The 23,216-nt window shown below is 58.0% G+C and carries 14 protein-coding genes and 1 other RNA gene; all 15 read right to left on the reverse strand.

Going from position 1 to position 23,216, the window contains the following annotated elements; translation table 11 throughout:
• Nucleotides 1-73: 73 nt before the first annotated feature.
• The 15 genes from G1C97_RS03445 to G1C97_RS03515 all read right to left on the reverse strand — a co-directional run bounded on the left by G1C97_RS03445 (nucleotide 74) and on the right by G1C97_RS03515 (nucleotide 23,205).
• The gene (locus G1C97_RS03445; protein ID WP_169240539.1) at nucleotides 74-1,351 is read right to left on the reverse strand and encodes a glycoside hydrolase 5 family protein; all 1,278 of its coding nucleotides are present in this window, start codon (nucleotides 1,349-1,351) and stop codon (nucleotides 74-76) included.
• A 22-nt stretch (nucleotides 1,352-1,373) separates the two neighbouring features.
• Entirely contained in the window at nucleotides 1,374-2,231 is an 858-nt protein-coding gene (locus G1C97_RS03450) for a carbohydrate ABC transporter permease (RefSeq protein WP_169240540.1), read from the reverse strand.
• Complete coding sequence (locus tag G1C97_RS03455; protein WP_169240541.1) at nucleotides 2,231-3,199, reverse strand: carbohydrate ABC transporter permease; 969 nt, start codon at nucleotides 3,197-3,199, stop codon at nucleotides 2,231-2,233. Before G1C97_RS03455 ends, G1C97_RS03450 begins: the two co-directional genes overlap by 1 nt.
• Entirely contained in the window at nucleotides 3,196-4,491 is a 1,296-nt protein-coding gene (locus G1C97_RS03460) for an ABC transporter substrate-binding protein (protein WP_169240542.1), read from the reverse strand. The genes G1C97_RS03455 and G1C97_RS03460 overlap by 4 nt, the downstream gene beginning before the upstream one ends.
• 333 nt (nucleotides 4,492-4,824) lie before the next feature.
• On the reverse strand, nucleotides 4,825-7,968 hold the full coding sequence (locus tag G1C97_RS03465; RefSeq protein ID WP_169240543.1) for an alpha-mannosidase: 3,144 nt from the start codon (nucleotides 7,966-7,968) through the stop codon (nucleotides 4,825-4,827).
• A gap of 249 nt (nucleotides 7,969-8,217) precedes the next feature.
• Nucleotides 8,218-11,352 carry an alpha-mannosidase gene (locus tag G1C97_RS03470; protein ID WP_169240544.1) on the reverse strand — a complete coding sequence of 1,045 codons (3,135 nt, stop codon included), beginning with the start codon at nucleotides 11,350-11,352 and terminating at the stop codon, nucleotides 8,218-8,220.
• A 912-nt stretch (nucleotides 11,353-12,264) separates the two neighbouring features.
• Nucleotides 12,265-12,661: a transfer-messenger RNA gene (gene ssrA, locus G1C97_RS03475) on the reverse strand.
• Nucleotides 12,662-12,810: 149 nt separating this feature from the next.
• Complete coding sequence (locus G1C97_RS03480) at nucleotides 12,811-13,842, reverse strand: cell division protein FtsQ/DivIB (protein WP_335341325.1); 1,032 nt, start codon at nucleotides 13,840-13,842, stop codon at nucleotides 12,811-12,813.
• Between the two features lie 128 nt (nucleotides 13,843-13,970).
• Entirely contained in the window at nucleotides 13,971-15,509 is a 1,539-nt protein-coding gene (murC, locus tag G1C97_RS03485) for a UDP-N-acetylmuramate--L-alanine ligase (RefSeq protein ID WP_205832504.1), read from the reverse strand.
• Between the two features lie 63 nt (nucleotides 15,510-15,572).
• Nucleotides 15,573-16,763: a UDP-N-acetylglucosamine--N-acetylmuramyl-(pentapeptide) pyrophosphoryl-undecaprenol N-acetylglucosamine transferase gene (locus G1C97_RS03490; protein WP_169240547.1), complete on the reverse strand. Its 1,191-nt coding sequence runs from the start codon at nucleotides 16,761-16,763 to the stop codon at nucleotides 15,573-15,575.
• Between the two features lie 16 nt (nucleotides 16,764-16,779).
• Nucleotides 16,780-17,997: a putative lipid II flippase FtsW gene (gene ftsW, locus G1C97_RS03495; RefSeq protein WP_169240548.1), complete on the reverse strand. Its 1,218-nt coding sequence runs from the start codon at nucleotides 17,995-17,997 to the stop codon at nucleotides 16,780-16,782.
• Nucleotides 17,984-19,429, reverse strand: coding sequence for a UDP-N-acetylmuramoyl-L-alanine--D-glutamate ligase (gene murD / locus G1C97_RS03500; RefSeq protein ID WP_169240549.1), 1,446 nt, complete (start codon nucleotides 19,427-19,429; stop codon nucleotides 17,984-17,986). The genes ftsW and murD overlap by 14 nt, the downstream gene beginning before the upstream one ends.
• A 117-nt stretch (nucleotides 19,430-19,546) precedes the next feature.
• Nucleotides 19,547-20,653, reverse strand: coding sequence for a phospho-N-acetylmuramoyl-pentapeptide-transferase (mraY, locus tag G1C97_RS03505; RefSeq protein WP_169240550.1), 1,107 nt, complete (start codon nucleotides 20,651-20,653; stop codon nucleotides 19,547-19,549).
• A 50-nt stretch (nucleotides 20,654-20,703) separates the two neighbouring features.
• Nucleotides 20,704-22,170, reverse strand: coding sequence for a UDP-N-acetylmuramoyl-tripeptide--D-alanyl-D-alanine ligase (locus tag G1C97_RS03510; RefSeq protein WP_169240551.1), 1,467 nt, complete (start codon nucleotides 22,168-22,170; stop codon nucleotides 20,704-20,706).
• Nucleotides 22,171-22,341: 171 nt separating this feature from the next.
• Complete coding sequence (locus G1C97_RS03515) at nucleotides 22,342-23,205, reverse strand: hypothetical protein (RefSeq protein WP_169240552.1); 864 nt, start codon at nucleotides 23,203-23,205, stop codon at nucleotides 22,342-22,344.
• Nucleotides 23,206-23,216 lie beyond the last annotated feature (11 nt).

Raw genomic sequence — 23,216 nt, forward strand, 5'->3', positions numbered from 1 at the left:
ATAAGAAGAAATGAATTATCAATGATAAAACCGGTCGCGGGGACTGCGATAAGTCCCGCAACCGGTGATTCAATCAGTCGACGGATTCGAACGCGGGGTCAGAGACCGCCGAATAGAACCGTGCCTGATACGGAGCCGTGTCTCGGTGGATCTCGTCGATGCCGCGGCGTCGCAGTTCGTCTGCATCGGAGGCGACGGTGGAGGTGACGATGGTCGGCCGTCTGCCGGCGACTTCGAGTTTCATCCACAGGTCGCATAGCGAGCCTCCCGGGCCCAGCGAGCCACGGTGGACCGGGTTGCCGGTGTCGTCCACGTCAACGACCACTGCCACGGACTTGGCGTCTGCAGGCTTCATATCGCGATACTGCTTGGCCAGTTCGCCGAATTCGCGTCCGATGGGCTTCAGATTGCCGTGCTCGTCGAACAAACCGAGCGAATATTCCAGCTGGGGGAAGTCCGCCAGCGTAGACGGCACATCATGCGAGCACCACCACGTGATGCCCCACAGATTCGGGCAGTCAAGCGCCTTGGTCACGGCGCGACGGCAGAATTCCGGCGTATCTTCGGTAGCGAGCACGTTCTCGGGTGCGCCCACCTCTTGCAGCCATACCGGACGGTCCGCCGGACCGAACGCCTTCGCCAGCTCGGCCAGATACAGCGCATACGAATAGCATTCTTCGCTTTTGTCGCCATAGCCCTGGCCGATGCCGTTGAACACCCACGAGTGGATGGTGGTCAGATCGCCTTTGGTGGCGGACTGCACCGGCGTGAACGGGTGACCGTCGATGAACCAAGTGCCGTCGTTGACGCTGTAGAGCGAAAGCGCATCGCCGCGCTTGGCGGCCGGCAGCAGCGTGTCCAGCCATGCGTCGATCTGCTCGCTGGTAGCCGTCATCTTGGTCGGATGCGGACGATCAGAAAGCTGATTGACCTCATTGCCCAGCGTGAGCCCCTTGAAAGCATCCTCCTTGGAGAGCTCATCGGCCACAACCGTGATCAGCTCACGCTCGGAGGCCACAGCGTCCGGGTCGGTGAACATGTTGCCTTTATGCCAAGTAACCAGCCAAGAAGGAAGGAAATCAAAGCTGGACAGGTGCCCTTGGAACACATCCACATATGCATCCAGTCCATGCTCTCCGGCCATGTGCACCATGCGGCGTACATCGTCGACACCCTTCATATTGATCCAGGTGCGGTTCGGCTGCAGATACGGCCAGATCGGGAAGATGCGAACATGATCCATACCGAGGTCAGCGATCTGCTTGAGATCGTTGTCGATGCTCGACCAATCAGGATTCAGCCACGAATGGAACCAGCCATGTGAAGGCGTATAGTCAACGCCGAATTTCATAGTATTGTCCTTTCGCGAGCGATCAGCCCTTCAAACCACCTTGTTCCAGACCGCGGAAGAAGTAGCGCTGGAAGCAGCAGAAGAACACGATGATCGGGATAAGAGAGACAAGCGCACCAGCTGCAATAAGTCGCGGATCCTGGATGAACATGCCCTTCAGTCGGTTCATGCCCAAGGTCAGGGTGTATTTGCTCTCATCGGAAATTGCGATCAATGGCCAGAGGAAGTCATTCCACGCACCCACGAAGGCAAAAATGCCCACAACAGTCATAGTGCCCTTGACCTGAGGAACGCAGATATGGAAGAAACGTTGCCACAGGTTTGCTCCATCCACCATAGCTGCCTCTTCGAGTTCCATTGGGATTGACTTGAACGCATTGGTCATCAACAAAATGTTGATGGCACCACACAGACCAGGAAGAGCCACTGCCAGCAGTGTGTTCTGCAGGTTCAGCTGACGAATGATAAGGAACTGAGAAATCATCACGCCTTCGATCGGGATGACCATGGTGCCCATGAACAGAGCGAACACGAATCCGCGACCACGCCACTTCAAACGACCCAGTGCATATCCGGCCATCGTGGAGAAGATGACATTTCCCGCGATGGAGATGACGCAGACGATCAAGGTGTTCAGCATATAGTGGAACACCGGTACCTGACGGAATACGCTCAGATAGTTGTCAATAGTCGGAGTCTTGGGAAACAGATAAGGCGGCACCGCGTAGACGTTGTCTCCCTTGCCCTTGAATGACAGAGACAGCTCCCAGACGAATGGTCCGACCAGCAACAGGAACATGAGCAGCAGGATCACGTACTGGACGACTTTACCGACAGTTACTTTCCTATGCCGGTTTGGCTTGACGATATCCGCGGACATCAGTCCTCACCTCGCTTCTGGATGATCTGCTGAACAATGAGCAGGGTGCCCACGATAACGAGCACAACGATGGAGATGGCGCTTGCATATCCGGTGCGGGCCTGAATGCCCGTGCCTTCCCTCTTGATCAACATGGACATTGTCATATCCATACCGCCAGGACCGGCAGAACCGTTGGTCAACACGTAGATTTCGTTGAAGACTCGGAATGCGGCAATGGTGGAAAGCATCATGATGAGCATCATGGTGGAACGCACACCGGGCATGGTCACGGAAATGAACTGGCGGACAGGGCCGGCACCATCAAGAGCGGCCGCCTCGTACAATGATTCGTCGATATTGGCGAGCGCTGTCAGATAGATAACCATGTAATAGCCAAGGCCAAGCCAGATCGTCACGAACATGGAGCTGAACAAGACGCCCCAACGATCAGTCAGGAAGGGAATCGGTTTGCTGATGATCTTCATGGCCTTGAGCAACGAATTCACCAAGCCCGCGGAATCCAACAGATTGGTCCAAATCATACCCACCACAACAGCGGACATGACCACCGGCATATAGAAAGCCGTGCGGAAGAATCCCATGATCTTTGAGTTGCCTTTGACCAGATTGGCCAGAATCAACGGCAGGATAACCATGAACGGCACCACGCAGATCACATACAAAGTGGAGTTCAGCAGCGCGGTAAGGAAGTACTCGTCATGGAACAGTTTGATGAAGTTGTCAAATCCGACGAACTTGCCCGGAACAAGCAACCTGGCGTCAGTGAAGGCAAGCCTGAACGTATTCAATGCCGCAAGTACGACGAACACGAACACAATCACAAATGCCGGAAGAACAAACAGATACGGAGCAATAATAGTACCGAAGCTGCGGTGCGGCTTTTCGTGGGTGGCGTTCGTCAGTTCAGGCCGGCCGGAGGCCTTGCGAGCCTCCGGCCTGTCAGCGGCGTATGCCGTAGTGCTCATTGTGCAAGCTTCTCGTTCGCGAACTCGACGGACTTGTCAAGGGCTTCCTTCGGAGTCTGCTTGCCCTGCATGGCAAGGGCAATCTGCTGCTGGAAGTTCTTGTAGCCGTTGTTGTCGGTGAACTCTGCCGGACGCGAGCCGTAGCCGTTCTTGACTTGGTCGAGCGTGATCTTCAGCGCCTTACCTTCAAGAGTGGTTTCATCAATGTTGGAGAAGTACGGATCGTCAAGACCACCCTGAGCGGACGGGAACACAGATGCCTTCTTATCGAAAGCAACCTGGTTCTTGGCGTTGGTCACATAACGAGCGAAATCGATAGCGACATCCTGATGCTTCGAGGTGGCGCTGATGCCGAGCATCTCGTAAGCGAGCGATGCGGAACGACCGTCGTCAGAGATACGAGGTCCCACGGCAAGGTTCTTGTACAGATCAGGAGCATTCTGCTTGAAGCCATCGGCGGAGTAAGCGGAGCCGGCCATCGCAACAAGGTTGCCACGCTGGAAGAGATCAGCAGCCTGACTCCAAGAAGAGTCCAGCGCCTCCGGCGGGATGCCACCGGCCTTGTACAGATCAACGAAGCGGGTCAGCTGCTTAACGCCGGCGGCATCGTTGAAAGTGTACTTGCTGTGGTCATCGTTCATGAAGGACTTGACGCCAGCGGTCAGCAGATCTTCGGCGTTGTAGCCCATTGTGGTGCCCAGGTAAATGCCCTTATCCTTGCAGTTCTTGACGATGGTGTCGCCAGCAGCGAAGTACTCATCCCACGTGGTCGGAATGTTGTTCGGATCAAGTCCGCATTCCTCCATGAGAGCGGTGTTCCAATACGTCGGGCCGTCATTGACATACCACGGCAGACCGTATGCACCTTCCTGAATGCCGTTGCCTTTCATGGTCACAGCTTCCCAAGCGCCTTCATAGTAGTCATTCTTGGCATCGGATGCCGCATCATTGATATTGACCAAGGCCCCGGCCTTTGCCAAGCCGTACAGGATGGAGTTGCCGCCATCCACAATATCGGGCAGCTCTCCGGAAGCGGCCTGGCTGGACAGCTTGTCCTCATAACCATCGGAAGGAGCGTCAAGCCACTTGATCTTGACATCCGGGTGATCCTTCTCATAGGCTGCAATCAGCTCAGTGAAGTACGGCGTGTACTTATCGTTCTTGAGGTTCCAAGTCTGGAAAGAGATCTCCTTCTTACCGTCACTGCTGGAGGAGCTATTGCCACAAGCAGCCACAGAGAAGATCATGGCACCGGCACCGACGATGGCCACGGCTTTCTTGACAGAGAACATGGTTTCTTCCTTCTTTCTTTCCTCATTCGACCGGCCCTTCGTCAGGCATCCACAACAACGGAAGCCCTTGAAAGACCGGACCGATATCGGATTTCGATGTTCCTGCGGTTCGTTCACCTCATCGCTGAGGCTAAAGCGCTTTAGTAGACGATACCTTTCAAACTGTTCACTAAAGCGGTTTAGTTACAGAATAGCATCGAACCTCAAAAACGCAAAATCATCAATGCCTCCAGTCTCCCTCGGCGTGTCGGATTCAGAGCCCCATAACGGTTTCGGCCTCCTCTCGATATGATTCGAGAGGAGGCCGAAACTCAAATAAATTGGCTTACATCATCAACGACGAATACGCAAGGTCGCCAACTGGAACGGGGCAAGAGTCACAGTCGCACCGTCTGCGCGAATATCACCTTCTTTAGCGAGCGCGCGAGGCAGTTCCTCCGGAAGATCAGGCACCTCCATCAGGTTGACTTCCTGCACAGCTGCATCGCGCAATTCATCGGTGCAACGCAGCACAGCCGAGGCGTTACCGCCGGCGGCCTCGTACAGACGCACAATGACATCACCCGACCCATCGTCCGCAAGCTTGATCCAATCGACCACCGGCGATCCATGCACATCATCAAGCGCGACAAGCGGCGTGAATGCCGGCAGTTGTTCGAGCACAGGGCTGTTCAAACGTGAAGCTTCGCTCAGCACGGAATCCATATCGGCATCGGCCACCACACTCCAGGCAAACGCATGCTTACCTTGATCGGTTCGCGGATCCGGATACAGCGGAGCCGACAGCAACGACAACCTCACCATGGTGCCGCGCCCACAACCGTGTGCAGCATCCCCATGAAGAGGACTTACGTCAGAGCCATAGGTCGATGCGTTAATGATGGCAGCAGCATATCCGGCATCGGCCACGCGAACGAAGCGATGCGTGCAGCTTTCGAACTTGGCGTCATCGGATCGCGTGTTCTTATTAATCGGACGCTCCACCATGCCGTACTGGCATTCATATTGCGCATTCACCGCTTGTACCGTCACAGGCAGATCGACCTTGAGGAACTTCTCGGCCGCATGCCAATCCACATCGGCGGCGAAATCAAGAACATTAGCATCCGGACGCAAAGTGATGCGGGTCCGAATCGTCACACCTTCGGCACGAGTCGCTGTATGCACAGTCACACTGCCATCCGCGTCAGAGCCCACGTGTTCCACAATGGAATCGTTCAGTCCCTCTGCCGCCAAGAAGGCGTCGCGCTGGATATCCCAAGCATCCCAGTGGAATGGTTCATCCTTCAGCAATTCGTATCGACCGAGCCGCGTTCCGGCAGGAACCAGTTCACGTTCGACGTTGAGGTCAACCAGTGAAGATACCGTGCCATCCTGTTCGGCTCGCACTCGAAGACGTCCGTTATCAACGACAATTGCGTCGCCATCATGCGAGACGCTGACTGTGCCAGCCTGCCCGGATTTCGATACCGGCGCAGACGAACGGACTTTCCAAGCATCGCATGTTTGGCGGGAATACGGAACAATGACCGCATCAGCAACAAGATCGTCATCGGATTCCACTGCGGCAATGGCATTTCCTGCCTCAGCGGCGATCTGCCGCAAGCGGGCAATGTCACGAGCATATTCCTCGCGTGCTTGACGATGCACCCAAGCGATAGCCGAACCGGGAAGAATATCGTGGAACTGGTTCAACAGCAACGTCTTCCAAATACGGTCCATTTCCTCACGCGGATACACATAATCCGGGTTCTTGATGCGGGCCGCAGCACAAAGATATTCGGTGACGCGCAGCATGGATTCCTCGTTGCGGCAACCACGCTTCATATCCTGCTGAGCAGTGAGCGTGCCACGGTGCAACTCAAGGTACAGCTCACCCTTGAATACGGGGGTCTCACCGCGTGCATCATCGACGATGTCCTTACGAACGCGGTCAAACAGCTCGTCAGGCGTACCAAAGTCGATCTTCGGGGTGCCAGCAAGGTCTCGGTCGCGGCGAATGCGCGCGGTCATCTCACGAGTGGGGCCGCCGCCGCCATCACCAAAACCGTACAATAGAATCGCGTTGCGAGACAGATCTTTGTCGAGGAAATTACGCTGCGAATACATAAGCTCATGCATACTCATGGATGAGCAATACGTATCGGACGGCGGGAAATGCGTGAGGATACGCGTACCGTCGACGCCTTCCCACATGAACGAGTGGTGCGGGAACTTGGTGGTGTCGTTCCACGAGATTTTCTGCGTGAGGAACCAATCGAAGCCGGCACGGCGTGCGATCTGCGGCCACGATCCGGTATATCCGAAGCTGTCCGGCAGCCATACGCCACGTGGCTCCACACCAAGATGTTTTTTGAAGTAACGGCGTCCGAACGTAATCTGACGCACCAGCGATTCGCCGGCGGGAATCATGTTGTCGGATTCGACCCACATACCGCCAACGGGAATGAATCGACCTTCTTTAACACGCTCCATCATACGGCGGAACAAATCGGGATGCTCGGCTTCAAGCCATTCATACTGCTGCGCGGAGCTCATCGCGTACTTGAAGTCCGGGTCTTCATCCATCAGCGCAAGCACGTTGGACACAGTACGGGCCACCTTACGGCGGGTCTCACGCACCGGCCACAGCCATGCGGAATCGATATGCGCGTGGCCAATGGCAATATGGTTGATTGCGCTGGAGGAGGCATGTTCGGCTAGCACACCTGCCAGCTCTTCGCGGGCCGCGGCAAGCGTTCCATCGATATCACGCTCGTCATAGGCATTCAGTGAACGCTGCAACGCCTTGGCAAGCTGCCAATACCGAGGATCATCGTCCTTGAGTTCGCGCATGAGCGATGACACGGTTTCAAGGTCCATGTAGTAGGCGAATACGTCTTCATTGAAGATGGTGACATCCATGCGACTCAACGTGTATGGGAAGTCGTATTTGCCGGTCGGCCCCTCGCCGAGTTCGGTGGGCGAGAAAGGAGTAGGACCTTCAACAAATGGGTTGGCAGCCGCTTCGATATAGATGGTGAAACGGCCGTCATCATCAAGGTCAATAGTGCTGGCGCCATCCGCATATATAAGCGGAACCCAATGATTCTTCGGGTTCGCAGATTTGATTGCGGTACCATCAGCGCGATAGACAAGGCCTTCAGACTGGAAACCTGGGCCACGGTGACCGAGCCAGCCGAGATCGACCATAAGCTCGACCTTGTGTCCCTTGGTGGCTTCTCGGTCGATGCGACCGGTCACCTCGAACCATGTGGTGCCCCATGTGGTACCCCATGTTCCGGGAATTGAGAACGGTTTGAAATTGATTTCGCCGGCACGCACCTTAGCCAGAAATTCTCCTGATGGCACGGGTTCTCCGGGGTTATCGAACGAGCGTAGCGTGCATGCGCTCAATACGGTATGAATGTGCGGTTCGACCCGCTGCCACATCACGCGATCGCAGCGCTCTAACTGCTGATTGGGCAGAAGAAACATATGATTCTGAGCTCCTTTGCTTATACGTACATTAATTGAATGATTGGTTTTTCCAGGGCACATACTGTCGAAGAAGGCACAGAGTCCTTCTCCGACAGTATGTCAGTCATCGCTCATGCCAGGCATGGCGTGACGCAACCTGTACGACGCAGTCTCGCGAATTGGTTTCATTTCATGAATCTCACGATTTCGGCTCTGTCGTTCAACTACGCCGCAGGATGCTTTCCGCACCATGCATTGCAAGGCAAGTCAGCGGCGAATGCGCAACGTGGCGAGCTGGAACGGGCCAAGATGCAGGCGAGCGCCTTCGGCGGGCTGCTCACCGTCAATGCCGTCCGGGACAAGGGCCACGGGCAGATCTGCGGCGATGGCATCGCCTTCCAACACGTTCGTCTCGCGAATCGTAGCGTCCCGCAACGCGTCGCACACATTCACACTGGCATCAGCTTGGCCACCTGCAGCTTCATAGACGCGAACAATGAGGTCGCCGGAGCCATCATCCGCCAGCTTCACCCAGTCGATCACAGCCATCCCATCCGTTACATCGAGACCGACCAACGGTTCGACAGCAGGCGCGTCATGGAGCACCGGAGCATTGAGCTCACACGCGGCGTCCACAGCGCGTTCCACCGTGGCGTCGGCCACGACTGACCAGTCGTAGTCGTGATGTCCCACATCAGTACGCGGATCGGGGAAGGTGGGTGCGGAAACCAGAGACAGACGGAACATCGTGCCGCCGCCCAAGCCCCGCGCAGCATCCACAGGAAGCTGCAGTGCATCGGAACCGTATATCGATCCGTTCACCACCGCAGCCGCATATCCAGCTTCACGCAGAATCGTGAACCGGTTCGTGCTGCTTTCGAACTTGGCTTCATCGGAGGCGCTGTTCTTGACGATCGGACGTTCGACCAGACCGTACTGGCAGTCGTATACCGCGCGATCAGCGGTAACGGCCAACGGCACATCGACCTTGAGGAAGCGTTCCTTGGCTTGCCAATCGACGCTCGTATGAAAATCAAGCTGCTTGGCACCGGGACGGAGCGTAATCGTCGTATTGATTACCGTCTGTCCCACAGTAGTACGCGTAACGACTACGGCAGAACCTCGTTCATCGATAGACGCCTCAACGATTTCACCGTTCAGACCTTCGGCCATCAGCAGGGATTCGCGCTCGATCTCCCAAGCGTCCCAGACTGCAGGTTCGTCCTTCATCAATTCGTATCGCCCCAAACGAGTGCCGGCGGGAACCAGCTCACGTCCACGAGCCTCGTCGATCAGAGAGGAGATGCTGCCGTCCGATTCGACGACCGTCGAAAGTACACCGTTGGAGATACGAATGCGACCGTCATCGAGATTTTCGACCCGCGCCGGCAACGCCTCCCCTTGCGAGCAAATCGAACGGACCTGCCACGAACCACCGTCCGCGCGATATTGACTGATGCGCGCGGCCGGCAACAGGTCGCGATCAGGATGCGAGGCACGCAGCACTGCGCAAATCTGTTCGGCGATCTCCCGCAGCCGCTGAATATCACGGCGGTAATCCTCACGCGCTTCGCGATGCACCCAAGCGATACCTGAACCGGGAAGAATATCGTGGAACTGGTTCAACAGCAGCGTCTTCCAGATGCGGTCCATCTCCTCGCTCGGATAGACGAAGTTTGGATCGGCGATCGAGGCGGCAGCGCCCAGGTATTCAACCGTGCGCAGCAGCGATTCCTCCGTGCGGCACCCACGCTTCATATCCTGCTGGGAGGTCAATGTACCGCGATGCAGCTCCAGATACAGCTCACCCTTATATACCGGCATTTCAGGTCCGGCGTTCTCTTCGATCTGCCGGTGCGCCTTGTCGAAGAACTCGTTGGGGGTCTCGATGTTCACACGGGAGACGCCTTCAAGGTTCTCATAGCGATGCAGGTGCTCCATCATGTCGCGCGTGGGGCCGCCGCCGCCATCGCCGAAGCCGAAGAGCAGAATCGAGCGGTCGGCAAGATCCTTGTTTTGGAAGTTCTTCTCGGCGTAGTCGAGCTCCTGGACCTTGCACCATGCCGCATACGTGTCCGAAGGCGGGAAATGCGTGAAGATGCGCGAACCGTCGATGCCCTCCCACATGAACGAGTGGTGCGGGAACTTGGTGGTGTCGTTCCAGGAGATCTTCTGGGTGAGGAACCACTCGTACCCGGCACGACGAGCGATCTGCGGCCATGCGCCCGTGTAGCCGAAGCTGTCGGGAAGCCAAACGCCCTTCGGCTCCACACCAAGATGCTCCTTGAAGTAGCGACGACCATAGCTGATCTGACGAATCAGCGATTCGCCGGTGGGCAGCATGCCGTCGGACTCGACCCACATGCCGCCGACCGGAATGAACCGACCTTCGGCTATGCGCTGCTTCATACGGGCAAAGATATCGGGATGATCCTCCTCCAGCCATGCATACTGCTGGGCGGAGCTCATCGCGTACTTGAAATCAGGATCCGCGTCCATCAACGCCAGAGCGTTGGACACGGTACGGGCCACCTTGCGGCGGGTCTCGCGCACCGGCCACAACCACGCGGAATCGATATGCGCATGTCCGATCGCACTGACGTTCATCGCGGAGGCGTTCGCCGGCTTGGCAAGTACACCGGCGAGCTGTTCGCGCGCCGAGGCCACGGAGTCAAGACGCTGCTCGTCGAAAACATTGATCGAGCGCTGCAAGGCCTTGGCGAGCTGCCAGTAGCGGGGCGACTGCTTGTCGGCCGCCTCCATGAGCTGCGAAACCACATCAAGGTCCACGGAATAGTTCTCGAAACGCTGGTCGAATTCGGTCAGGTCGGCGGACTTGAACACATAGGGCTCATCAGGCTTGCCCGTGGCCTTCTCGCCGAGCTCGGTCACGATGAACGGCGGAACACCGAGCAGCAGCGGATTGCATGCGGCTTCCAGATATACGGTGAAGCTGCCATCCTCGGCGATCGGCACCTGGGCATTGCCATCGGCGTCCACGAACGGCACCCAATGGTTGAGCGGATGCACGGCCTTGATGGCGGTACCGTCCTCACGGTAGACGAGTCCTTCGATGTGGCCGCCGCAGGAGTGCGGATACCAACCGAGGTCAATCATCAGCTCCAACGGGCGGCCCTGAGGATAACCGGCCGGCACAGCGCCGGTCAGACGGAACCAGACCGTACCCCACGTGGTGCCCCATTCGTTGCCGAGCGTGAACGGATGGAAGGTGATTTCCCCGCGACCGACCTTGTCGAAGAACTCGTCGGACGGCATCGGTTCACCGGGAATATCGAAGGCTTCCACCTTCAGGTGTTCAATTACCGGATGAATATGCGGGTTGACTCGTTGACGCAGCACGCGCTTGCATCGTTCGAGCTGTTGCTCTGGTTTGAGAAACATCTTGACCTTTCCCCTTGTGTGTCGCCGCGATTCGCGGTCACCTCATCGTGCCGCCGCCCCTGGTGCATAGGACGTTTCGGCATGCGCCGCCCTTTCGGAACTAAAGCGCTTTAGTACATTAAGTTTGGACGCTCTCCCCAGCGATGTCAAGCCGCCCCTTCCCGCGCGTGTTCCTCTTGCTGCATTGGCCTGTATTGCGCCCACATTGTTTGGGCATAGCAGGAATTTGTGTTGAGTAAAAATATGGGTTTTCAATCTGACGTGAATCATTCTCCCGGAATGCAGGGCGTAACATGGCGTGGCACGATTACCGTTTATCGTTCCGGATGCCGATCCGTGCGGATGTTTGACTATTGGCCTATAGGAACTTTCTGCAGTGTTCATGCCCCTGCTGTTCTTTCCCGCTTACAAGGGGCGAATTTCCGCTGCACAAAATACCTATCTGCGTTACAAGGGGCTGATGCCCAAGTAACTTCGACGGAAGAGCGGCGGAACTACGTCGGCGCATAGGGCCGAATATGAGTGTTATCATTCCGGTGCAGCCCCTTGTAACGCAGATAGGTCTCCGCGCAACCGGTGTACCAGCCCCTTGTAACCGAGTTTGTTCCACAGTTGCCCCATGAACCCCGCCAAAACCCGTCAGACCCCCTAATCCAAGGATGCCAAGTCCAAATCAACACCCATATCATCCGGAACAAGCCTCCACACCCAAAACCGAACGGAAACCAAAGCAAGAACACTACGCCCGGCCCAAAACCCGAGCGCTCAAAACGGCACACGCCACGTCGGCGACGCATGCGGATAACATCCACGTTTTGACCCGAAACCCTAGCCCTTCGGAAAACAGCAAACAAAAAGCCGCTAAGCCCTACTCTCGTAAGGCCTTGCGGCTTGTTTCCGCGATTGCGGAGATAGTGGAGGCGCGGGGAATTGAACCCCGGTCCGATGACCGAGCCCACAGTCTTCTACGTGCGTAGTCTGCTGGCCGTGCGGCGGTTTTTCTGCCCCCATCGATGTCGCAGACAACTGATGGCGAGCATATCCGCAGTTAAAGTCCCGACACAGCCCTGAGGCTCAGCTGTATCAGCAAGTCTTCTTAACGACGCTCAACATCCTCCCAAAGACGAGAAGGAGTGAACGGAGCGGCTGCTCACTGGTTAATCCTGGCGCGAAGCTCAGGCAGCGAGAGCGAACTCAGTGCGGTTAGATTTAGCACTTATTCTTTTGTCGGGGTCATCCACGAGTGGACCCGACGTTCTCGGCACGCTTCCCTGCAGCGAACAGGTCACCGTCGAAACCGATCGCCCCCAATCTTGAATTATCAAGCTCCGGCCTTCAGACCGGACTTTTCAGACTACACCTCTCCCCTTAAATCCGCAACCTGCATGTTTCCGCCGAACGCGAAGGCGACGCTAGCGAACACGGGCGGACGCAGCGGTCCACGCGAAACAGCAATCATCATTTGATAATCGGCTTCAACGGCGCGGAAACATCCACCTGCTGCTTGTTGCCGATGACTTTCGGATCGTTGATGATCTTATCGACCACAGCCATCTTCAGCTTAAGCTGTGAGGAGTCACCCCAGACGATCACCCGTGCGCCATCATCCAATACGGTGGTCACTGAATCCTGCGTTTCTGCGGTGACCTTGGTAATGGACTGTCGCATCGATTCCGGCAACGCACCCAGAATGGCCAGTGCCTCCTTGATCGAACGATTCTTCAGGCTTGCTTGCGCATCCTTGGTTTCGATAACCGGTATGCCACTGACGTCCTTGGCGGTTACGGAGTTGAGCACACGCGCATCAGAATCCACCGCGACCAGCGTATCGCCGCTTTTGAGCATGGCAGCAGGTCGTTGCGCGGTGACCTCGACACTCATCGCCTTGGGGAAATGCTTGGTCACTTTGGCTTGCGAGACACCGGGAATGTCTTTGAGCTGTTCGGCAACATCGTTGGTGGAAACCATAAACAATGATTTGCCGGACTGCTGGTCCGCGATCTTATGAATCGTGCTGGCACTCACCCATTCGTTGGCACCGGAGACTTCGATGCGATTCGTTTCCAAACGAAATACCGAAGAGAAGAACAACAGCCAGAACAGCGCCACCAGCGCTGCAACGACCGCAACGGCAACCAACGCCCGCAATGCGATCACCCGCGCGCTCGCGCGCCTATGTTCTTTGGTGCGTTCGGCGAAATTCACCACTTTCGGGCGCGAAGCAACTCCAAGCATGCCGGTGGTCTGCCGCAGCGTCTCGGTTACGTAGTCCTCGCTCGGCAATCGTCTGGCGTCTACGAACGCCCCGGCGGGCCCATTGGCCACGGTGACGTCAGGCACGAGTTCCGCTTGCACGTCGCTGGCGTCCGAGGTCACGGTGCGAGGCTTGCGACTGCGGGCCAAGCGCGCGCCGCTGGCCTTGGATCCCGTATACGATTCGATGGTGCGTCCACGATGCGGCTTACGAGTTTTCTGGGATGAGCGAACCACACCATATGGCCGTCGCACCCCACGCGACTGATGCGCTTCGCCCGTCTGCGGCAATCGACGTGGCTCGTCCGATGCGTGGTGATTGCCCGTCGTATGCGAGGAGACCGATCTGACCGTACGGGAGGCCATTACTCGCAACGCTCCCTGTGCGCTTCAAGAGCCGCAAGCAGCACGTCATCCATCTGCGTGATGTCGCCGGCGCCCACGGTGATGATCACGTCGCCATGGTGAGCGCGCATGGCCATCATCTGGGCGGCCAGACGCATGTCGTCGACCGCCTGAATCCATGAAGACGTTCTGGCATCGCCGAGCTGGCTGGCCGCGTCCACAATGGTGGAGGCGGTCACATCCGGGAAGTCCTCCTGCTTCTCGCGCGCCGGGAAGATGCCCGTGACAATGACGTCATCCGCCTTGGACAGGGCCTCGGCGAACTGGCTCGCGAAGAATTTGGTACGGGAGAACAGGTGCGGTTGGAAGATCACGCGAATGACGTGCTCCGGATATCGACGTCGTGCGGCATCGAGCAGGGCCGCGATTTCGGTGGGATGATGTGCATAATCATCCACCACTGTCACCTGCTTGACCGTACCGCGTATCTGGAAACGACGCGCAGCTCCGAGGAATGTACCCGCCGCGGACGCAGCCTCGGCAGGGGCCACGCCGAGCAGCACCGCAGCCGTAATTGCAGCCGCCGCATTGCGTGCGTTATGGATGCCCGGCACCTTCAACGTCACATGCTGATCGACCGGAGCCCCACCGGTCACCGCTTCCGGCAGGTGCAGCACCATATGCTCGGCACCACTGCCGACGCTCTCGCTTTCGGAGCTGATCGACACATATGCTGCGCCGCCAAGATCCGGCAACTCGGCCTGAGGCGTGGTGCCGTAGGCCACGGTATGCGACTTGACCTCTTCCGGCAGTGACTGCAGCACAGCAAGAGCATCCGCGTCGTCGGCGCAGATGATCACATGACCCGTGGCATGACCGGCGTGTTGTACGAAAGCGGCACGGTAATGCGCCTCATCGCCATAATGGTCCAGATGATCAGCCTCGCAGTTGGTGATAATCGCGATGGTCGGATGATATTTGGCAAAGCTGCCGTCCGATTCATCGGCCTCGGCCACTAGCACTGAACCCTGACCGGCATGGCCGCCATCAAGTGTCGTGCCATCCGGCCCCTGAATGGAACCGCCGATGGCGTAGCTGGGATCGGCACCGACATGAACGAGAATATGCGCCAGCATAGAGCTGGTGGTGGTTTTGCCATGGGCACCGGCAACGGTAACCGCCTGCTTGCCGTTCATCAGCAGAGCGAGGATGTCGCTGCGGTGTACGATGCGCTTGCCGCCCTCATGGGCCGCAATGATTTCCGGATTGTCTGGTTTGATGGCACTGGAGTAGACCACGGTTTGTGCATTCGCCACATGATCCGCCTGCTGGCCGAACTCCACAGTGATGCCCAACGACTGCAGACGATCGGTTTTGGCGCTGCGCTCACGGTCGGATCCGTCCACTGGCACGCCTTGCGCATGCAGCATTTCCGCAAGAACACTCATACCGGCGCCACCGATGCCGATAAAATGCGTCGCCCCCAAATCGGACGGTCGCGCATCGGCATCAAACCCGGCGTGAGTAGGATCAAGCACAATGGATTGTTCCTGAGACAATTGACGCTCCTTCATGAATTCCCGGCATCTATTATGGCCGGCATGCAAACCTTGTACCAGCGGTCAGCGATTTGACGCGCTTCTCTTCGCGAGATTCAGCACCTGACGGGCCATGATCTGCGCGGCATCACGAATGCCGTACTGCCATGCTTTGCGACCGTATTCGGCCAGACGATCGGCATCTGCCAGCAGATCGGGCACATGGGCGCGCACCCAATCGGACGTCATATCCTTGTCTGCCACCATGAGACCGCCACCGGCGTTGACCACCGGTTCGGCGTTGAAACGCTGTTCGCCGTTGCCGATGGGAAGCGGCACATAGATGGCCGGCAGACCCAGTGCAGCCAATTCGGAGACGGAACCGGCACCCGCGCGGCAAATCACCAGATCGGCGCAGGCGAAAGCCAGGTCGATGCGTTCCAGATATTCGGCGGTATGGTAGTCTCCTTGTCCCGCGGTCTCAGCGCCGATGCCGGTAAGCACCTGCTCCCCTGCCGACTTGGAAACGAGCGTCCGCACCTCGTCGATTTTGCCGCGACCGGTCAGATGGATGATCTGGGCATGGGCAAGCAGATCACCTGCCGCGGATGCGATGGCACGATTGAGGCTTTGAGCGCCGAGCGAGCCGCCGGTGACCAGTACCAGCGGACGGTTCGGATCCACGCCCAACGCTTCGGCAGCCTGACGACGCACAGCTGCACGATCCTGCTCGAACTGTTTCGCCAATGCTGCGATAGCAGGACGCAGCGGCAGACCTACGCGCTGTACTACCGCTCCCTGCCGTGGCTTCAAACCGGTATGTTCATATACGGTGCCGATGAAATCGGCCCAACGGGCCCCCAGCTTGTTGGCCATGCCGGCGCGGGCGTTCTGCTCGTGGATGACGATGGGTATGCCCATACGATGTGCGGTGGCATACACCGGTGCCGACGCGTACCCGCCGAAGCCGGCCACCACATCCGCCTTGCGACGTTGGAGAATCGAACGCACCTTGGCGGTCTCCCGACGCCACTTCATCGGGAATTTCAGCATGTACAGATTCGGTCTGCGTGGGAAGGGAACCTTGTCGATGGTGTCCAGTTCCAGTCCGGCGGCGGGTACGAGATCTTTCTCCAGCCCCACCGCCGTTCCCACGACGGTCACCTGGGCGGAAGGCTCCAGCTCGTGAATCGCGCCGGCGACCGCAAGCAGCGGATTGACGTGTCCGGCGGTGCCTCCGCCGGCGAGAACGATATGCATATTGCCCTGACTCATGGTTATCGAGTGTACTCTACGCGCTTTGCCTGGCCTGTCTGATCTGCGGCTGCGAGCGCATAAGCCCCACAACCAGTCCCGCAGCCATCAGACACATGATCATCGACGAGCCACCGGCCGAGACAAATGGCATCGGTACGCCGAGCACCGGAAACACTCCTACGACCACGCCAATGTTCACCATGGCCTGACCGACGATCCAGATGGTGACGCACATGAGCACCATAGCCACATAACGGTCGTTGACCTGCAGAGCGATGACGATCATGCACCATCCAAGAATCATGAAGAACAACAGCACAACGGCACAACCGACGAATCCGGTCTCCTCGCCAATGATGGCGAAGATGAAGTCGTTGTGCGCGGCTGGCAGATAGTTCCACTTCTCGCGCGAGTTGCCGATACCCACGCCGAGGAAACCGCCGGAGGCGATGGCGTATTTCGCATGTGTGGACTGGTAGCACACCGTTTGCGCATCGGCGGCCGTGCAGTCGCCGTACGTGGCCAGAATGCGCCGCATACGGTTAGGGCTGGAAATCGCCAGCACGGCCACCAGACCCACAAGCGCCACAACGCCGGCGGCCATCCACTTGCCAGGGAATCCGGCCACCAGAAAAGCCACTACGCCGATGAATCCCAGAATCATGGCGGTACCCAGATCCTTGCCGCCGACGACAAGGCCCAGGCCGGCAGCATAGATCAGGATTGGAGCACGGTAGGCCCTCATCCCTTCACGCCGGTATCTCTGAGCGCATACATGCAACGCCGAAGGAAGCCAGACGCACATGGCGAATTTCATGAATTCCGCCGGCTGCACCGTAGTGAAGCCCAGATTCAGCCAACCCTTGTTGCCGTATACGTCAATGCCCAGCGGCGTGAAGGTCAGAGCCTGCACGATCAGAGAGGCGATCACGAACATGGCACCGGCATGCTTCCAGAATTTCACCGGCATGATCATCACGAGGAATCCCGCCAGCAGACCTATCAGGCAGAATCCTCCCTGGCTGATGAGCTGAACGAACGGCGACCTGCCTTGCGCCGTCATGGTGACGGTGGAGCTGGAGAACACCATGATCAGACCGAAGCAGGTCAGTCCCACCACTGCCATGCGGAAGCCGTGATAGCACCACAATGGATTGAGCAGACTTCGCCATCCGGTGTAATCGGTAATGGTCAGGGCCGGTTCTTCCGGTATTCTGCGTATTTTGCGCGTGGAGGACTCAGTGAAGACCATGCACCTCGCTCCACGTCTTGGCGGCTTTGGCGAATCGGTTGCCGCGATCCGCATAGGAGACGAACTGGTCCATTGAGGCGCAGGCCGGGGCCATCAGCACCACGTCTCCGCCGGTCGCATAGCTGCCGGCGGCCTCGACCGCACGATCCATCACCGTGGCGTTGTCTGCCGGGTCGATCACGGTAGTCGGAATTTCCGGTGCTTGGCTGGCGAAAGCCTCGATCATCGGTGCCTGATCACGTCCGATGATCACGGCAGCCTTGATGGTATGCGCCTGATTCTTGACCAGATCCTCGAATCGACTGCCTTTGGCGAGTCCTCCGGCAATCCAAACCACGGACTTGGCGGGGAAGCTGGACAGCGATGCATGTGCGGCATGCGCGTTCGTGGCTTTGGAGTCATCCACAAAGCGAACGGTACCGTCGGCGAGTTTCGCTTCAGCTACGGTCTGGATGCGATGGCCGCCGGGCTTGAATTCACGCAGTGCGGCAAGCGCGGTATCAAGATCCGCACCATGGCCCAGCACCAGAGCCAAGGCGGTTAGCGCGTCCGCCACCAGATGAGGGTACAGAGAACCGTCCGGTTCCGCGAGATGCGTGAACTCGCGGATGGGAGCGATGCGACGTGGCGACTCGGCTGATCCGCCGGCCACGCCGCTTTTGTCCACGATCCACCCGTCGGCGATGCCGATCTGTCCGGCTTCGGGCGACTCCAGAGTAAAGCCTACTTTGCGGCATCCTTCAGCAGTTTCAGCCGCCAGAGCCAGTGCAGTGACCTGAGTATCCTGCGCATTGTAGACGACGACGTTACGGGCGCGGTGGAAGACTTTCGCCTTGTCGGCGGCGTAGCGTTCACGTCCACCGTGCCAATCCAGATGATCGTCGGCGATATTGGTGATCGCGGCGCATTCCAATTCCAGGGAATCGGTGAAATGCAGCTGGAAGGAGCTCAGCTCGACGCAGAGCACGTCATGCCCCGGATTCGTGGCGCAACGGGACAGGCTCATCGACATGTCTCCGGAGGCGATATTGCCAGCCGTCGGCGCGTCCAATCCGCAGGCGGTCAACATGGCCGAAGTCATCTCCGTGGTGGATGTCTTGCCGTTGGTGCCGGTGATGCCGATCCAAGGGGCCGGCTTGCCGGTGCGAGCATTGTCCGCACGAAGACGCCATGCGAACTCCACCTCGCTCATCACCGGAATGCCACGTCGCTGAGCCTCCACGATGAACGGCGTGCGTGGGTTGAACACCGGTGAGGTCATCACATAGTCGACGTTCTGCCAGTCCACATCATCGAAGCTCTTCAGATCCGCTTGCGGCTTGCGCTCATCAACGCCGATGACATGGGCGCCGCGCTCACGCAACACCTGGGCCAACGATGTGCCGGATACCCCCAATCCGGCGATGACCACTGTTGTACCTGCTACCTGCATTGTTCCTCCTTGCAATTGGAGTTTTCACGCGCTAGAACCGCGGCAAGCCCCATGTATTCGACCTCGTAGATTCGGGCTGTGTTTCGATGCCCTCGATCCAGATGATTCCCGGTGCCGTCAGCTGAACAGCAGACCGGACCGGGTAACCCAATCGCCATAGAAAATGGTCAGGGCGAGCAGCACGAAGATGAGTTCGATCATCCAGAAACGTACCACCACCTTGGTTTCCGTCCATCCCTTCAGCTCGAAATGATGATGGATGGGCGCCATCTTGAACACACGTTTGTGGGTCATCTTGAAGTATCCCACCTGAATGACATCGCTCATTGCCTCCATGACGTACAGGCCGCCCAGAATCACGGCAAGAAACTCCGTATGCGTGGCGATCGACAGCGCGGCGAACAATCCGCCAAGCGCCAATGAGCCGGTGTCTCCCATGAAGATGGAAGCAGGATTCGAGTTGTACCACAGGAATCCAAAGCACGCCACGGCCGCGCAGATCGCGATAACGGTCAGATCCAACGGATCCGAAACAGCGTACGAGTAACCGCCATGGCTTCCGCCTTTAATGTGATAGCTTTCCCAGAATGCGATGACACCAAAACCAGTGAAGGCGATCATGGACGATCCGGCGGCCAATCCGTCCAATCCGTCGGTCAGGTTCACCGCATTCGTCCACGCGGTCATCAGGAAGTTCACCCAGATCACGAACAGCACGATCGACACGGCACGTCCGGCAAAATCGAAGCTGAAGAACGGCTTTTCAATGAAACTGATGCCCGCCTGCGCACTCGGGAATCCCGTTTTGGTGGGAATCAGCAGCGCCAATACGGCATAGATGGTGGCGAAGATGAACTGGCCGATGAATTTGCCGGCCACGGACAGTCCTTCGTTCTGCTTCTTACGCACCTTGGCGAAATCATCGATGAAGCCCAGCACGCCCATGGACATCATGGCGAACAGCACCAGCACCGCAGACCATGAAGGCACATCGCCCGAATGAAGGTACCGGTACAGTGCAGATGAGGCCCACCCCAACAGGATCGCGAAATTGATGACTACGCCACCCAGCGTAGGTGTGCCACGCTTGACCAGATGAGACTTGGGGCCATCCTGACGGATGTACTGTCCGTAATGCAGCCGGTGCACCAAACGTATCAGCATCGGCGTGCCGACCAAGGTGACGATCAACGACACCAACATTCCAATGATCAGAGCAATCACGTGCGGCTTCTCTTTCTCGTTCGTTCTTCGTACAGACTATGCCAGCTGCATCAGTTGCTTGTCCAACGTTCGGCAAGGGCGCTCAGACCCGAGGCATGGGATCCTTTGAGCAGCACCACGGTATCCGGATGTTCATCGGCCATGGCCAGCACCAGACGCTCAGCCTGATCGATGCCATGAACACATTCGACCGTGGCGCGAGCATCGGCTGCATCACCGGCATCCTTTGCACCTTGGGCCAAAGCCGCGGCCATGGCATCCAGATGAGCATCGTGGTCAGACCCCACAGCGATGATGGCGTCCAGTCCCAGTCCTGCGGCATATGAGCCCACGGACGCATGCAGCGCAGTCTCGTCGGGCCCCAATTCCAACATGGCACCCAGCAACGCCACTCGGAACGGAGTGCCGCCGTCGGCACTGGTCCATGCCTTGAGACCTTCAAGACCGGCCTTCATGGAATCGGGATTGGCGTTGAAGGAGTCATCGATCAAGGTGAACGAGGCATCCTGACGCTTCACCGTAGACAATGCCATACGATGCGGGCTGATCACGTGCTGTGCGGCCAGCACGTCAGCCACTTCATTCATGGTCATGCCATAACGCATCGCCACTGTGGCGGCGGCCAACGCGTTCATCACATTGTGGCGTCCCGGTATGCCCAGATGCACCTGCACCGTGTCACCCTGAGCGTTCTCCAAGGTGAATTGCGCATGATCGGCATGATCGGAGGTGATGTTCTCCGCGCTCACTTCACCGTCGCGCGTACGGTCAAGGCCGAACCAGAGCACCGGGCCGGCAGCCAAAGCAGCCATCGGCGCCACATGTTCATCATCGGCGTTCAGCACTGCAGTGCCACCGGGCAACAGGCCCTTGACGATCTCGCTTTTCGCTTGGGCGATACGCTCCCGGGAGCCGAATTCGCCAAGATGAGCCACACCCACCTTAAGCACAATGGCCGTATCAGGCGGGGCGATACGCGTCAGCCGAGCGATTTCGCCAAGGTGGCTGGCACCCATCTCCGCCACGAAGAACCGGGTGTGCTCATCTACCTTCAATGCGGTCAGAGGCAAACCGATCTCGTTGTTGAACGAACCGACCGGCGCAACCGTGGGGCCTACGTGTGCAAGCAGTGCGGCGAGCAGATCCTTGGTAGTGGTTTTGCCCACCGAGCCGGTCAGACCGATGATGTCGAAATCCGTATCCAACGCACGTCTGCGTTCGATATTGTGCCTGGCCAGTTCACCCAGCGCCTCGACGGTGTCCTCCACCACGATCTGGGACAAGGCGGCATCGGCAACCTCATGATCCACAATTGCCGCCACCGCACCTTGCGCGGCTACGGCAGGCACGAAATCGTGGCCATCCACGCGCTCGCCCTTGATGGCCACGAATACCGATCCTTCGCCAGCCTGCCGGGAGTCGCTCACCGCGCTGGTGGCCAAGCGCTCCGACGCCGGTCCTGCGACCAACCGCCCGTTGACCGCCTCGGCGATCTCCTCCACATTCATGGGAACCATGTTCCTCATTCCTTCCCTGCGTTGTTCTTACGTTCCTGCCGTCTCACCGCGCTGCCGGACGCTCCGTCTGACGGCGAGCATGCCGCTCGCCAATGGTGCAGCCGACCGTTATGACGTTCTTCCTTGCCGGCCTCGGCACCCGACCGGGGGTACTCTCCTTGGCTCAGGCCGTTACTTCAGGTTCCCGGCCACGCGCAAAGCGCTTCGTATATTGTTCTTCCTCACTCCGGCCGCCAGCACCATGGCCACGGCCAAAGACAGATGCCCAAGCCGTCCGCGATCGTTCATGGCCGGGGATTCCGCTGCGATCTCGTCGGATTCGAACGTCGTAGTGGTCATGGTCAATTTCTGATCGGCGACGAATGAGTACCGTTCTTTGAGCGCATCGACATCCTCCATCAATTGCGCATGCTGAGCGCCCAATACATCCACATTCACCGACGCCAGCGCGTGCTTGGCCAGAGTCCTGCCGTTCAACGCCACGATTACCGCGGCCACACCGTCCTCGGCGCACACCGACAACGTGCGTTCGACGTCAAGAATGCCCAATGGGTAGTTCAAGGCCATCGTGTGGGTCATGGAGGTGGAACCGGCTGCGGAGATTACCGCCACCGGATTGCCCAGCATGTGCAGGAATTCGGCAAGCTGCGATACATCGGCCTCGATAGTGTCGTCATCCACCCCGGTCACCGCGAACAACGCCATGGTGTTGGAGGGGTTTCCCGCAAGGCCTGACGCCAGCTCGCCCAGGACACGATCATCGCAGTCACCGTACATCACCGGAATATCGGCGTGCACCTGTCCTTTCATCGAACGGGGCATCAACGCCGCATACGCCCCCGCCCGCTCGGCATAGGCCAGATCGGCGGTCTTCCGGCAGACGAACAACGAACCTGGAAACACCGTATCCATGGCATCGCTCAACGAAGTCACCGTAACGTTCGAGGCGAACGGCGGGTCCAGTTCAAAACCATATTGTTCGACCAATAGGCCCAAGGTCACCCGTTGGGCGATGGATTCGCTCACTACGCTCATGACTTCACCTT

This window comes from Bifidobacterium olomucense (assembly GCF_012932375.1).
Classification (GTDB): domain Bacteria; phylum Actinomycetota; class Actinomycetes; order Actinomycetales; family Bifidobacteriaceae; genus Bifidobacterium; species Bifidobacterium olomucense.

What these genes read in the sequence shown, in the direction of transcription:
- G1C97_RS03465 (WP_169240543.1), bottom strand. Translation starts at nt 7,968, where the DNA reads ATGTTTCTTCTGCCCAATCAGCAGTTAGAGCGCTGCGATCGCGTGATG.
- G1C97_RS03455 (WP_169240541.1), bottom strand. Translation starts at nt 3,199, where the DNA reads ATGAGCACTACGGCATACGCCGCTGACAGGCCGGAGGCTCGCAAGGCC.
- ftsW (WP_169240548.1), bottom strand. Translation starts at nt 17,997, where the DNA reads ATGGTCTTCACTGAGTCCTCCACGCGCAAAATACGCAGAATACCGGAA.
- G1C97_RS03445 (WP_169240539.1), bottom strand. Translation starts at nt 1,351, where the DNA reads ATGAAATTCGGCGTTGACTATACGCCTTCACATGGCTGGTTCCATTCG.
- G1C97_RS03450 (WP_169240540.1), bottom strand. Translation starts at nt 2,231, where the DNA reads ATGTCCGCGGATATCGTCAAGCCAAACCGGCATAGGAAAGTAACTGTC.
- G1C97_RS03510 (WP_169240551.1), bottom strand. Translation starts at nt 22,170, where the DNA reads ATGGTTCCCATGAATGTGGAGGAGATCGCCGAGGCGGTCAACGGGCGG.
- G1C97_RS03470 (WP_169240544.1), bottom strand. Translation starts at nt 11,352, where the DNA reads ATGTTTCTCAAACCAGAGCAACAGCTCGAACGATGCAAGCGCGTGCTG.
- G1C97_RS03490 (WP_169240547.1), bottom strand. Translation starts at nt 16,763, where the DNA reads ATGAGTCAGGGCAATATGCATATCGTTCTCGCCGGCGGAGGCACCGCC.
- G1C97_RS03460 (WP_169240542.1), bottom strand. Translation starts at nt 4,491, where the DNA reads ATGTTCTCTGTCAAGAAAGCCGTGGCCATCGTCGGTGCCGGTGCCATG.
- G1C97_RS03515 (WP_169240552.1), bottom strand. Translation starts at nt 23,205, where the DNA reads ATGAGCGTAGTGAGCGAATCCATCGCCCAACGGGTGACCTTGGGCCTA.
- murD (WP_169240549.1), bottom strand. Translation starts at nt 19,429, where the DNA reads ATGCAGGTAGCAGGTACAACAGTGGTCATCGCCGGATTGGGGGTATCC.